Source organism: Streptococcus xiaochunlingii, assembly GCF_006385805.1.
GTDB lineage: Bacteria > Bacillota > Bacilli > Lactobacillales > Streptococcaceae > Streptococcus > Streptococcus xiaochunlingii.
Map to the genome: position 1 here is coordinate 75,165 of NZ_VFSG01000004.1, position 12,452 is coordinate 87,616.

Sequence of the window (12,452 nt, forward strand, 5' to 3'; positions counted from 1 at the left end):
TCAGTTTTTTAATATTTACGAAAACGTTGGTAACGTTGCTCTAGAAGTTCTTCGAGAGGCAATGCTTGTAGCTCCTTCAATTCTGCTTGGATTTCCTTCTTCACTTGAGCTAGTAGTTCGCCATTGGAAAAACCATGCTCGGGAATCACCTTGTCCACAATATCCATATTCAACAACTCATGCGAAGTAATCTTCATCAATTCAGCTGCTTCCATGGCACGGCTTCCGTCTTTCCAGAGAATAGAAGCAAACCCTTCTGGACTCAAAACTGCATAAATGGAGTTCTCCAGCATCCAGACCTTGTCTGCTACACCAAGAGCTAGGGCACCACCTGAGCCACCTTCTCCGATAATAATCGCGATAATCGGAACTTTTAAGTCACTCATTTCCATGAGATTGCGGGCAATAGCCTCACCCTGTCCCCGCTCTTCAGCGCCAACACCCGGATAAGCACCCGCAGTATTGATGAAGGTTATTACTGGACGACCAAATTTCTCCGCCTGTTTCATCAGACGCAAGGCTTTTCGATAGCCTTCTGGGTGGGGTTGGCCAAAGTTTCGACTGAGGTTGTCCTGAAGATTCTTTCCTTTTTGAATCCCCACAACCGTTACCGCTTGATCCCCTAACCAGCCAATTCCGCCAATTACTGCACCGTCATCTCGGAAATTTCGATCTCCATGCAATTCGATAAAGTTATCAAAAATTCCATGAGCATAATCGAGAGCTGTCAAACGTCCTTGGTCACGAGCTTCTTTAATAATTTGTGTTATTCTTGTCATTACTTCCCTCCATGAAAGGCTAACAAGTCTGCGATTGTTGAACGCATCTCACTACGCTGGACAATCACATCCACAAAGCCATGCTCCTGTAAAAATTCAGCCTTTTGGAAATTATCCGGCAACTGTTCTCGTACAGTAGACTCGATCACTCGTCGACCTGCAAATCCCACAAGGGCTTGACTCTCTGCAATGATAATATCTCCTTCCATTGCAAAAGACGCCGTTACCCCTCCTGTTGTTGGGTCTGTTAGAACTGTCAGATAAAATAAGCCTGCTTTTGAGTGTCTTTGAACAGCTGCAGAGATTTTAGCCATCTGCATCAAACTGACGATTCCTTCTTGCATTCGAGCACCACCAGAAGCGGTAAAGAGCACGACTGGGAGTTTTTCTTCTGTCGCCAATTCAAATAGACGCGTAATCTTTTCACCGACCACAGAGCCCATAGAAGCCATGATGAAATTAGAATCCATAATACCAAGAGCCACTTGATGGCTACCGATCTTTGCAGTTCCTGTTAGCACAGCTTCATCAAGTCCTGTCAATTCACGAACAGCCGCCAATTTCTTCTTGTAGTTTGGAAACTTAAGCGGGTCCTTGGTCTCAATACCCGTAAACAATTCAATAAAGCTTCCTGGATCAATCGTCAATTGAAGTCGCTCAACCGCAGAGATGCGGAAGGTATAACCACACTTAGGACACAGACGTTCACTTCCTAGATCCTTTTGGTAAATCGTATGTTTACAACCCGGACACTGAGAAAACAACTCATCTGGAACCTCTGGTTTTGGCTGAGGTGCTTCAATGGCCGACCGATTGGGATTAATTCGAATGTACTTATCTTTTTTAGAAAATAAAGCCATCAACTTCTCCTTACTTGGTAAAAGAACTTTGTAATTGTGCGCGTTCATTCCTTGTGAAAATGAATCTCACATTTACAAAGTTCAATGTTTATTGATTTTTCTGATAATTTGGTAAAAATGTCTCCATCAGAAAGGCGGTATCGTAGTCACCAGCAATCACATTCGAATCTGAAATCAAATCCAATTGAAAATCACTGTTGGTCATTACACCGTCAATTTCCAACTCATAGAGGGCGCGTTGCATCTTCATCAAGGCATCAAAACGATTCTCTCCATGGACAATGATTTTGGCAATCATACTATCGTAGTAAGGTGGAATCGTATAGCCAGGGTAGACAGCTGAATCCACGCGCAAGCCGACTCCTCCACTTGGAAGATAGAGATTGGTGATTTTTCCTGGACTTGGTGCAAAGTTAAAGGCAGGATTTTCTGCATTGATCCGGCATTCAATTGCATGGCCAGAAATTTGAATATCTTCTTGACGAACAGACAATTCTTGCCCAGCAGCAATTTTAATTTGCTCTTTCACGATATCAATTCCTGTGACAAATTCTGTCACGGGATGCTCTACTTGAACCCGAGTGTTCATCTCCATGAAGTAAAATTCGCCTTTACCTTCATCGTAAAGAAACTCGATTGTCCCAGCATTTTCATAGCCAACAGATTCTGCTGCGCGGACAGCTGCAGATCCGATTTGGTCTCGAATTGTCTTACCGATTGCTACGGATGGAGATTCTTCGAGGACTTTTTGGTTGTTTCTTTGAAGGGAACAATCCCGTTCACCCAAATGAACCACATGTCCAAATTGGTCAGCCAGGATTTGAACTTCAATATGACGAGCTGGGTAAATGACGCGTTCAAGGTACATAGCTCCATTGCCAAAGGCCGCCTTAGCTTCTGTCGAAGCAGATTCAAAAGCTGGAACTAGGTCTTCTGCCCGTTCTACTTTACGGATTCCTTTACCGCCACCTCCAGCTGATGCTTTCAGCATGACAGGATAACCAATCCGATCGGCAACTTCCAAGGCTTCTTCTGCTGTATGAACTTCTCCATCTGATCCTGGAATAACAGGCACGCCTGCTTTGATCATTTGTGCTCGGGCATTAATTTTATCACCCATCATATCCATGACAGATCCTGATGGTCCGATAAACTTAATCCCGACTTCTTCACACATGGTGGCAAACTTCGAATTTTCACTCAAAAATCCAAATCCTGGGTGAATCGCTTCTGATCCAGTCAAAACTGCTGCGGATAAAACAGCATTCATGTTCAAATAAGACTCGGTTGACTTGGCAGGCCCAATACAAACTGCTTCATCCGCTAGTAAGGTATGCAAGGCTTCCTTATCAGCCGTTGAATAGACAGCGACTGTTTCAATTCCTAATTCACGAGCAGCTCGAATAATCCGGACCGCAATTTCACCACGATTCGCGATTAAAATTTTTCGGAACATAGAAACCTCCCTAGTTACCAATTGCAAATGTTAGGGTCCCGCTAGCAGCTAATTTCCCATCGACTTCCGCTTTTGCTTCCACGACCGCAATCGAACCACGACGCTTGACAAAGGTAGCCGTCATCACGAGCTGATCTCCCGGAACGACTTGTTTTTTAAATTTAACCTTATCCATTCCAGCATAAAAGACTAATTTCCCTTTATTTTCTGGTTTGGATAATTCTAAGACACCGGCAGTTTGTGCCAAGGCTTCCATAATGAGGACACCTGGCATTACTGGGTAGCTTGGAAAGTGCCCATTAAAGAAGGGCTCATTAATCGTCACATTCTTAATGGCTACAATCGTATCCTCACTTGTTTCAAGGACGCGATCCACCAACAACATCGGATAGCGATGCGGAAGAGCCTCTTTAATAGCTTGAATATCGATCATTTAATCCGTACCAATCCTTTCCCAAACTCAACCATTTCTTCATTTGAAACAAGGATTTCAGTGACAATTCCATCCTTTGGTGCAGGAACTTCGTTCATAACTTTCATCGCTTCAATAATCAATAGGGTTTGGCCTTTTGAAACGCTATCTCCAACCTGAACAAAAGCTGGTTTATCTGGACCTGAAGCTAAATAAGCTACACCAACAAGAGGACTTTCAACCACTTCCCCTTCTGCTGCTACTGCTGGACTTGCTTCAGGAGCTGGTGCTGAAGAAGCAACTGGTTCTTCAGCAAGAACAACAGGGCTCTCAACAGCAGGTGCCACTTCTTGAACTACTGGAGCTGGCGTAGCCGGTTGTGGGCTAGCTACACTGCCAGCATTTTTACTAAATGATAGCACATCCGTTGCATTTTGATAGCTAAATTCACGAAGACTAGATTGGTCAAATTGACTCATTAGGTCTTTAATCTCTTGAATATTCACTTTATCCCTCCCAACGTTTAAAGGCTAAGACAGCATTGTGTCCTCCAAATCCAAATGTATTGGAAATAGCATAGGAAATCGGACGTTCTTGCCCTTCACCAAAGATGACATTGGCTTCAATATAATCTGATAACTCTTGTGTTCCAGCAGTTTTTGGAACATATTGATGGCGAATTGCTTCAATCGTCGCAATAGCTTCAACTGCCCCTGCTGCTCCCAAGAGGTGACCTGTAAATGATTTTGTAGAAGATACTGGAACTTCTGTACCAAATACAGAAACGATTGCACCACTTTCTCCTTTTTCATTTGCTGGAGTAGAGGTACCATGGGCATTGACATAATCAACTTGAGCTGGTTCAATTTCTGCCTCATCCAAAGCCAACTTCATTGCTTTAATAGCACCTTGACCTTCTGGATGTGGAGAAGTCATATGGTAAGCATCACAAGTATTTCCGTAACCCACGACTTCAGCAAGAATGGTTGCACCACGTTTTTCAGCGTGTTCCAAACTTTCAAGTACCAACATTCCTGATCCTTCCCCCATCACAAAACCATTCCGATCTTTATCAAATGGAATAGAAGCACGAGTTGGATCTTCTGTTGTTGAAAGAGCTGTTAGGGCTTGGAAACCGGCGATTGCAAATGGTGTAATAGAAGCTTCAGAACCACCGACCAACATCAAATCTTGGAAACCAAACTTGATAGCGCGGAAAGCATCCCCAATCGCATCATTGGAAGAGGCACAAGCAGTATTGATCGATTTACAAATTCCATTAGCTCCAAAACGCATGGCAACATTACCAGATGCCATATTTGGCAAAGCTTTTGGAAGGGTCATTGGTTTGACACGTTTTGGTCCTTTTTCATGCAAACGAATCACTTGATCTTCGATTTCTTTGATACCACCAATACCAGAAGCAACAATGACACCAAAACGATCTTTATCAATAGCTTCTACGTCTAAACCTGCATGATTCACAGCTTCTTGAGCGGCATACAAGGCATACAAAGAGTAGTTGTCAAAGCGGTTTGTATCTTTCTTGATAAAGTACTTATCAAATGGGAAATCTTGGATTTCAGCTGCATTATGAACAGCAAAGTCACTGTGGTCAAATTTTGTAATTGGACCAATTCCAATCTTTCCTTCTTTTAAGCTATTCCAAAATTCTTCTGGAGTGTTCCCGATTGGAGATGTCAAACCATAGCCTGTTACAACAACACGATTTAATTTCATTTCAAAACCTACCTCTTTTTATTGCATGGTTAAGCCACCGTCAATTGCGATGACTTGCCCTGTTAGATATTCTTGAGTTGCAAGAAAGACTGCAACATCTGCCACTTCTTCTGTATTTCCAAATCGTTTCATTGGAATTTGAGCGAGAGACATTTCTTTAATTTTTTCAGGAAGTCCTTCTGTCATATCAGACTCAATGAAGCCCGGCGCAATGACATTGACACGGACATTTCTACCAGCTACTTCACGTGCTACAGATTTAGAAAAACCAATCAAACCAGCTTTTGAGGCTGCATAGTTGGCTTGTCCAACATTTCCTGTCAGACCGACAACACTCGACATGTTAATGATAGCACCTTCACGTGCTTTGGTCATCGGTTTTAAGACTGATTGTGTCATATTAAAAGCACCAGTCAAATTCACCTTCAAGACTTGCTCGAAATCTTCTTCCGTCAATTTCAACATGAGCTTATCATTGGTAATCCCAGCATTGTTGACAAGGATGTCTACTGAGCCAAGTGCTTCAATCGCTTCCGCGACCATTCGCTTCGCTTCCCCAGCTTGAGATACATCCCCAGTAACGCAAACTACCTTCACACCGTATGAGGCAAATTCATCTACTAGGCCTGCTGGGAGCTCTCCACGACTATTTAAGACAATGTTGGCACCTTTTGACGCAAATTTATGCGCAATAGCCAATCCAATGCCTCGACTTGAGCCAGTAACAAATACATTTTTATTCTTCAGTTCCATAGTCACCTCATCTTATTCGTTCAGTAAGGCATCAAGGCTGGCTTGATCCTCAACATTTTTCGTTGGAAGAGTTTTATCAATTTTTTTCAAGAAACCAGTCAAAACCTTACCTGGACCAATTTCAATCACTTCATCTACTCCAAACTCTTGAATCGTTGCAATCGAATCATAGAAACGAACGGGCTCCATCACCTGGCGAGCTAATAAAGCTTTGATTTCGTCTGATTTCATGATCTTTGCTTCTGTATTCCCAACCAAAGGCAAGCTAAAGTCCTTAAAAGTGACTTTCTCAAGTTCAGCCGCTAGTTTTTCACTAGCAGAAGCAAGTAAGGCCGTATGGAAAGGACCAGAGACATTCAGAGGAATCAACCGCTTTGCCCCTGCTTCTTGTAAGAGTTCAACTGCATAATCCACAGCTTCAACCTCTCCACCAATCACAATTTGGCCAGGAGTATTGTAGTTAGCTGGTGTTACAACTCCCTTTTCAGAAGCCTGTTGACAGATTTCTTCAATCAAGGCAGGATCAGTATTCATGACAGCTACCATCTTTCCGCTTCCAGCGGGAGCAGCTGTTTCCATAAATTCCCCCCGCTTAGCTACCAAGGCGACCGCTTCTTCAAAAGAAAGAGCACCTGCAGCAACTAGAGCAGAATATTCTCCTAGAGAAAGACCTGCCACAATATCTGGTGTAATCCCTTTTTCTGCCAAGAGACGATAAATAGCCACTGAGGTTGTCAAAATAGCCGGTTGGGTATAGCGTGTTTGATTGAGCTTTTCTTCGTCAGAATCAATCAATTTTCGTAAATCATAACCCAAAATCTGACTTGCGGTGTTAAAGGTTTCCTTGACAATTGGATAGGTTGCATACAAGTCACTAGCCATCCCCAATTTTTGAGCACCTTGACCAGCAAATAAGAAGGCACGTTTTGTCACTGTTCTCTTCCTTTCCTTTACTTGTTAGAATTTCACATCAGCCCAGCGAGCTGCTTCTTTCTGAATCACCTTAGCAGCCCCAAGGTAGATATCTTCCAAGATTTCAGCACAGGTTTCTTCTTTGCTTACAAGACCCGCAATTTGTCCAGCCATGACAGATCCGTTATCGACATCTCCGTCCACAACAGCATTGCGAAGTGCACCCGCACCAAGTTCTTCAATTTCTTCTTGGGTCTTCTTACCAGCCAAGAAATCTTTTTCAGCTTGGTTATAGGCAGAAGCCAATTTATTCTTAATCGCACGAACTGGATGTCCAACAACTGATGCAGATACCACTGTATCAATGTCCTTAGCTTTCAAGATTTTATTCTTAAAGTTTTGGTGAGCATTTGATTCTTTAGCAACGACAAATCGTGTTCCCACCTGAACAGCATCTGCTCCAAGCATGAAGACTGCAGCCGCTCCTGCACCATCTGCAACACCACCAGCACCGATAACTGGAATAGAGACCGCTTCGACCACTTGGCGAACCAAGGTCATGGTAGTCAATTTACCAATATGCCCACCTGCTTCCATTCCTTCAGCAATGACAGCATCCGCACCTAGTTTTTCCATCAGTTTTGCTAAAGCTACTGAAGGTACAACCGGAATAACGGTAATGCCTGCTTCATGGAAACGATCCATGTATTTCCCAGGATTCCCTGCACCAGTGGTAACCACTTTAACCCCTTCTTCGATAACCAAGTCAACGATGTCATCTGCAAAAGGAGAAAGGAGCATGATATTCACTCCAAAAGGTTTGTCAGTAATGGATTTGACACGATCAATATTCGCTTTGACAACTTCTTTAGGTGCATTTCCTCCACCGATGATCCCAAGACCACCTGCATTGGATACAGCTCCAGCAAGATCTCCATCTGCTACCCAAGCCATACCACCTTGGAAAATTGGATATTTAATGTTTAATAATTCAGTAATTCGTGTTTGCATAGTACCTTCCTCATTTTCGCTTAAGTAATAGTTTGAAAGCGATTCTTTGCTTTGAGCGTCAAACTATTACCTAAACAAGAGAGAATATCTTTCGATACTCTCATCCATTATTATTTAGTTTTTTCTTCTACGTAAGCAACAAGGTCACCTACAGTAGACAATCCTTCTTCAGTTTCAATTTGAATGTCGAATGCATCTTCAATTTCTGAAATCACTTGGAACAAATCCAATGAATCAGCTTCAAGATCTTCAAAAGTAGACTCAAGAGTTACTTCTGATGGTTCTTTACCAAGTTCTTCAACGATAATTTCTTGTACTTTTTCAAATACTGCCATGATTGGCCTCCTTAAAATAATAAAAAATTTTTAAAATGTGTTACCACATGTTTAACTAGATTGTAACAAGAAGTGAGCCCCATGTCAAACCTCCACCAAATCCAGACAGAAGAATTGTTTGACTTCCATCCAATTTGATCAGTCCTTGGTCAACACACTCCGATAATAAAATTGGAATACTTGCGGCACTCGTGTTACCATATTCCATCATGTTTGCAGGAAGTTTTTCTCTATCAACCCCGATTTTCTTAGCCATTTTATCTAAGATCCGGTCATTTGCTTGGTGCAGAAGAAAATAATCAATCTCTTCAACAGGCACTGGAGCATCTGCTAACGTATTTTTAATACTCTTAGCCACATCCCGAATGGCAAAATCAAAGACTGCTCTTCCATCCATTGACAAATATTTTTTATCTTCTTCCTTATCAGAATATGGTGAAGATAAACCAACAGATGATGATTGAAGAACTTCTCCACGGGAACCATCAGAAAATAAACTTTCAGCTAAAAAAGTTTGTTGTTCGGAAGCTTCCAATAAAACACCGCCAGCACCATCCCCAAATAGGACCGCTGTTGTCCGATCTTCCCAATCAATCACTTTCGATAAGGTTTCACTTCCGATAACGATTCCTCGTTTGTACTGACCAGACCGAAGCAACTTTTCAGCAGTCGCAAGCGCAAAGACAAATCCACTACAAGCTGCTGTCAAATCAAAAACAAAAGCTTTAGAGGCCCCAATTTTAGCTTGAACACGAGCTGCAGTGGATGGCATCATGGAATCGGGCGAAATCGTTGCAACAATAATAAAATCCAACTGATCCGCTTGTAAACCACTTTTTTCAAGCAAGCGTCGAGCCACTTCCGTAGCTAAATCGCTGGTTGATTCTGATTGAGTAATATGACGCTTCCGAATTCCTGTCCGACTAGCAATCCACTCATCGCTGGTATCCATCCGTTCAGAAAGATCCTGATTAGAAATCACTTGGCTTGGCGCATAATGGGCTACCTGACTAATTTTTGCAAAAGTCATTATTTCAACTCCTCCAAGAAACGATAAAGATTCTGCAACCCTTTTTGCATCACTTTCCGTTCATCTGGAGACATCCCATCAATAATTTGATTGACCATCCGCTTGTGAAATTGTTGGTGAAGCCGATACAAGAGCTTGCCTCTTTTGGTCAAACTCAAATGGACAACCCGACGATCGACTTCAGATCTGGTTCGTTCAATATAACCTTTTCGTTCAAGATTATTTAAACTGGTAGTGACTGTACCTAACGTTACCATTAACGAACGCGAAATATCACTTGGAGTTGCGTTTGGTGTTGAGCCGATGACATCTATTGTGTGCATTTCCTTGATGGAAACATCATTAAATCGACTGCTACGTAAACTAGTTTCTTCGATGACTAATACGTTGTTAAAAATGGATGTAAGGTAATCATTGACTAGTTGAAAATTCAAAAACCACACCCCCTATTCATTACTTTGATAATCGAATTTTATCAAAAATCAAACCAAATAGCAAGCCTCAGCAATAAAAACATAAAAATTTTACGTTTTTATTTTCCTTGGAATTTTGGGCGCCGACGCTCTGAATAGGCAATAACTCCTTCTTTAAAGTCTTCCTTTAGAGAAAGATTTCTTTGCAATCGCAACTCAATTTCAGCATAACGATCCCAGTCAGTCAGCATGCTAGACCAAGCCAACTCTTTAATCGCAGCAAAAGAATTGTCTGAGCTACGTCTTAACTTCATGAGTAGTTGGTTGACAGTCTTGTCTAATTTTTCTACTTCAGAAACCTTGTACACAACGCCATATTCCAGAGCCTTTTCAGCACCTAATGGTTCACCAGTCATTGCTAACTGAGTTGCTCTAGTCAAACCAATGGCTCTTCCTAAAAGGAATAGACCACCAGCATCGGGAGCCAAACCGACCCCAACAAAGGCTTGAATAAACTTGGCTTTATCAGAAGCAACACAAAAGTCCGCCGCTACTGCCATATTAGCAGTTGCTCCTGCAACCGCACCATCTGCAACCATAATCACTGGTTTTGGAATTTGCTTCATTTTTTTAGAGATTTGATTGACCAATTCCGCAATTTGCGTTAACGAATCGATATCATCAGCATCAACAGCCCGTTTCATCTCAGCTAAATCACCACCAACTGAAAAAACCTTGCCGACTGCTTTAAATAAAATAAAACGAACATCTGGATTCTTCTCAGCTAATTCTAATGCTTCAAGGATTTCCTGACACATTGGAATGTTAAAACCATTTGAAACCTCTGGTCTATTTAAAATAATAGATGCGAGATCCTCTTCTACAGAATAAATAATCGTTTCGAACACCATAAGCCACCTCTTTACTAATTAGCCATTCAAATTGTTTGATAGTTGAACTTATTTATTTTTATATTATTTTAGCACAACTACTTTGAGAAGTAAATTACATTTTCATAACAAAGTGTCTCACCCGAAAAACTCGCTTGATAACAGTACTTTTTTAGATTGTAACCAAGCCTTATCTTTGGTATAATTTAAAGTAAGTTTTGTAAAGGAGTCCACATGAAAGTAGTTAAATTTGGTGGTAGTTCGTTAGCATCTGCTACCCAGCTAGAAAAAGTATTCAATATTGTTAAAGAAGATGAAACCCGTCAATACGTGGTCGTTTCTGCTCCAGGGAAACGCAATGCTGAGGACACAAAAGTCACAGATGCCCTCATCAAGTATTATAAAGAATATACCAACGGAAAAGATACGAACCAAAGTCAAGAATGGATTATCAATCGCTATCGTTCCATTACAGAGGAGTTAGACTTAGACGAGGAAATTATCGAAGAGATTGCTAGAGATATCAAATCCCTTGCAACACTTCCCAAGTCCGATAATACCTTCTTATATGATACCTTCTTAGCAGCTGGAGAGAACAACAATGCAAAACTCATTGCAGCTTACTTTGTAAAAAAGGGTTTAGAAGCAAAATATATCCATCCAAAAGATGCAGGTATCTTTGTAACAAGTGAACCTTGCAATGCCCGCATTCTCCCTTCTAGTTACGATAAGATTGAAGAACTGAGAAATCATAATGAAATTTTAGTGATCCCTGGATTCTTTGGAATTACTAAAGAAGGACAAGTCTGTACTTTTTCTAGAGGTGGTTCTGATATTACAGGATCTATTATTGCAGCGGGAGTTAAAGCAGATCTCTACGAGAACTTTACAGACGTCGATGGTATTTTTGCAGCTCACCCAGGCATTATCAAACAGCCACATTCTATTCCTGAATTAACCTATAAAGAAATGCGGGAATTAGCCTATGCTGGCTTTAGTGTCCTCCATGATGAAGCACTTGTTCCTGCATATCGTGGAAAGATTCCAATGGTGATCAAGAACACCAACAATCCAAAACATCCAGGTACGAAGATTGTGCTGAACCATACCGATGAAAATGTTAAAGTCGTTGGGATTGCAGGAGACTCTGGATTTGTCAGCATTAATACCACCAAATACCTGATGAATAGAGAAGTCGGTTTTGGTAGAAAATTATTACAAATTTTAGAAGACTTGAACATCAGTTGGGATCACATGCCAACTGGTATTGACGATTTATCTGTCATTCTCCGTTCGAAAGAATTAACACCAATTAAAGAACAAGAAATTTTAAAACATCTAATCCAAGATTTACAAGTAGATTATGCCGAAATTGAACATGATCTTTCCATTATTATGATTGTTGGAGAGAATATGAAAAATCAAATTGGTGTAACAGCTACAGCCACAAAGGCTTTATCAGAAAATAACATTAATATCCAAATGATTTCTCAAGGATCCAGCGAAGTTTCCATCATGTTTGTCGTAAATCAAGAACAAGAAAAACAGGCTATTAAAGCTCTATACAATGTATTCTTTAACTAAGAAAAAGGTTCGAAAGAACCTTTTTCTACTTTTTTAATAAAGAGAAATAAAAAAACCCTTTCGGGTACTGACTCCGCCAGTAGGACTCGAACCTACGACATCATGATTAACAGTCATGCGCTACTACCAACTGAGCTATGGCGGAAAAAAGCTAAGCGACTACCATATCTCACAGGGGGCAACCCCCAACTACTTCCGGCGTTCTAGGGCTTAACTTCTGTGTTCGGCATGGGTACAGGTGTATCTCCTAGGCTATCGTCACTTAACTCTGAATGAT

At 41.3% G+C, this 12,452-nt stretch carries 14 protein-coding genes, 1 tRNA gene and 1 rRNA gene; 1 reads left to right on the plus strand and 15 read right to left on the minus strand.

Going from position 1 to position 12,452, the window contains the following annotated elements; all coding sequences use genetic code 11:
• Window positions 1–8: 8 nt before the first annotated feature.
• The 13 genes from FJR71_RS09840 to FJR71_RS09900 all read right to left on the minus strand — a co-directional run bounded on the left by FJR71_RS09840 (window position 9) and on the right by FJR71_RS09900 (window position 10,612).
• Window positions 9–779: an acetyl-CoA carboxylase carboxyl transferase subunit alpha gene (locus tag FJR71_RS09840; protein WP_140814911.1), complete on the minus strand. Its 771-nt coding sequence runs from the start codon at window positions 777–779 to the stop codon at window positions 9–11.
• Complete coding sequence (gene accD, locus FJR71_RS09845; RefSeq protein WP_140814913.1) at window positions 779–1,639, minus strand: acetyl-CoA carboxylase, carboxyltransferase subunit beta; 861 nt, start codon at window positions 1,637–1,639, stop codon at window positions 779–781. The genes FJR71_RS09840 and accD overlap by 1 nt, the downstream gene beginning before the upstream one ends.
• An 88-nt stretch (window positions 1,640–1,727) precedes the next feature.
• Complete coding sequence (locus tag FJR71_RS09850) at window positions 1,728–3,095, minus strand: acetyl-CoA carboxylase biotin carboxylase subunit (RefSeq protein ID WP_140814915.1); 1,368 nt, start codon at window positions 3,093–3,095, stop codon at window positions 1,728–1,730.
• 10 nt (window positions 3,096–3,105) lie between these two features.
• A complete protein-coding gene (gene fabZ / locus FJR71_RS09855; protein WP_006596902.1) occupies window positions 3,106–3,528 on the minus strand; it encodes a 3-hydroxyacyl-ACP dehydratase FabZ in 423 nt (140 codons plus the stop codon).
• Window positions 3,525–4,013 carry an acetyl-CoA carboxylase biotin carboxyl carrier protein gene (gene accB / locus FJR71_RS09860; RefSeq protein ID WP_048688775.1) on the minus strand — a complete coding sequence of 163 codons (489 nt, stop codon included), beginning with the start codon at window positions 4,011–4,013 and terminating at the stop codon, window positions 3,525–3,527. The genes fabZ and accB overlap by 4 nt, the downstream gene beginning before the upstream one ends.
• Before the next feature lies 1 nt (window position 4,014).
• Window positions 4,015–5,247: a beta-ketoacyl-ACP synthase II gene (gene fabF, locus FJR71_RS09865; RefSeq protein ID WP_023022242.1), complete on the minus strand. Its 1,233-nt coding sequence runs from the start codon at window positions 5,245–5,247 to the stop codon at window positions 4,015–4,017.
• 18 nt (window positions 5,248–5,265) lie between these two features.
• Window positions 5,266–6,000 (minus strand): 3-oxoacyl-[acyl-carrier-protein] reductase, encoded by a 735-nt coding sequence (gene fabG, locus FJR71_RS09870; protein WP_125329881.1) that lies wholly within the window; start codon window positions 5,998–6,000, stop codon window positions 5,266–5,268.
• Window positions 6,001–6,012: 12 nt separating this feature from the next.
• The gene (fabD, locus tag FJR71_RS09875) at window positions 6,013–6,933 is read right to left on the minus strand and encodes an ACP S-malonyltransferase (protein WP_140814918.1); all 921 of its coding nucleotides are present in this window, start codon (window positions 6,931–6,933) and stop codon (window positions 6,013–6,015) included.
• 24 nt (window positions 6,934–6,957) lie between these two features.
• Window positions 6,958–7,923, minus strand: a complete 966-nt coding sequence (fabK, locus tag FJR71_RS09880; RefSeq protein WP_140814920.1) for an enoyl-[acyl-carrier-protein] reductase FabK — start codon at window positions 7,921–7,923, stop codon at window positions 6,958–6,960.
• 110 nt (window positions 7,924–8,033) lie between these two features.
• Window positions 8,034–8,258: an acyl carrier protein gene (locus tag FJR71_RS09885; protein WP_003003892.1), complete on the minus strand. Its 225-nt coding sequence runs from the start codon at window positions 8,256–8,258 to the stop codon at window positions 8,034–8,036.
• A 55-nt stretch (window positions 8,259–8,313) separates the two neighbouring features.
• The gene (locus tag FJR71_RS09890) at window positions 8,314–9,288 is read right to left on the minus strand and encodes a beta-ketoacyl-ACP synthase III (protein ID WP_125336171.1); all 975 of its coding nucleotides are present in this window, start codon (window positions 9,286–9,288) and stop codon (window positions 8,314–8,316) included.
• Window positions 9,288–9,722 carry a fatty acid biosynthesis transcriptional regulator FabT gene (gene fabT, locus FJR71_RS09895; RefSeq protein WP_006597415.1) on the minus strand — a complete coding sequence of 145 codons (435 nt, stop codon included), beginning with the start codon at window positions 9,720–9,722 and terminating at the stop codon, window positions 9,288–9,290. Before fabT ends, FJR71_RS09890 begins: the two co-directional genes overlap by 1 nt.
• A gap of 98 nt (window positions 9,723–9,820) precedes the next feature.
• Window positions 9,821–10,612, minus strand: a complete 792-nt coding sequence (locus FJR71_RS09900) for an enoyl-CoA hydratase (RefSeq protein WP_048789390.1) — start codon at window positions 10,610–10,612, stop codon at window positions 9,821–9,823.
• A 213-nt stretch (window positions 10,613–10,825) separates the two neighbouring features.
• On the opposite strand from FJR71_RS09900, the gene FJR71_RS09905 reads away from it, so the two are divergent.
• A complete protein-coding gene (locus tag FJR71_RS09905) occupies window positions 10,826–12,175 on the plus strand; it encodes an aspartate kinase (RefSeq protein ID WP_048789391.1) in 1,350 nt (449 codons plus the stop codon).
• Window positions 12,176–12,246: 71 nt separating this feature from the next.
• Here the strand turns inward: FJR71_RS09905 and FJR71_RS09910 are convergent.
• Both FJR71_RS09910 and rrf read right to left on the minus strand, forming a co-directional pair.
• Window positions 12,247–12,320 (minus strand) — tRNA-Asn (locus FJR71_RS09910).
• Between the two features lie 5 nt (window positions 12,321–12,325).
• Window positions 12,326–12,441 (minus strand): 5S ribosomal RNA (gene rrf / locus FJR71_RS09915).
• Window positions 12,442–12,452 lie beyond the last annotated feature (11 nt).

Coding starts and splice junctions, on each gene's coding strand:
- fabG (WP_125329881.1), bottom strand. CDS start 6,000: ATGGAACTGAAGAATAAAAATGTATTTGTTACTGGCTCAAGTCGAGGC.
- FJR71_RS09885 (WP_003003892.1), bottom strand. CDS start 8,258: ATGGCAGTATTTGAAAAAGTACAAGAAATTATCGTTGAAGAACTTGGT.
- FJR71_RS09850 (WP_140814915.1), bottom strand. CDS start 3,095: ATGTTCCGAAAAATTTTAATCGCGAATCGTGGTGAAATTGCGGTCCGG.
- fabZ (WP_006596902.1), bottom strand. CDS start 3,528: ATGATCGATATTCAAGCTATTAAAGAGGCTCTTCCGCATCGCTATCCG.
- FJR71_RS09905 (WP_048789391.1), top strand. CDS start 10,826: ATGAAAGTAGTTAAATTTGGTGGTAGTTCGTTAGCATCTGCTACCCAG.
- fabF (WP_023022242.1), bottom strand. CDS start 5,247: ATGAAATTAAATCGTGTTGTTGTAACAGGCTATGGTTTGACATCTCCA.
- FJR71_RS09890 (WP_125336171.1), bottom strand. CDS start 9,288: ATGACTTTTGCAAAAATTAGTCAGGTAGCCCATTATGCGCCAAGCCAA.
- accD (WP_140814913.1), bottom strand. CDS start 1,639: ATGGCTTTATTTTCTAAAAAAGATAAGTACATTCGAATTAATCCCAAT.
- FJR71_RS09900 (WP_048789390.1), bottom strand. CDS start 10,612: ATGGTGTTCGAAACGATTATTTATTCTGTAGAAGAGGATCTCGCATCT.
- FJR71_RS09840 (WP_140814911.1), bottom strand. CDS start 779: ATGACAAGAATAACACAAATTATTAAAGAAGCTCGTGACCAAGGACGT.
- fabK (WP_140814920.1), bottom strand. CDS start 7,923: ATGCAAACACGAATTACTGAATTATTAAACATTAAATATCCAATTTTC.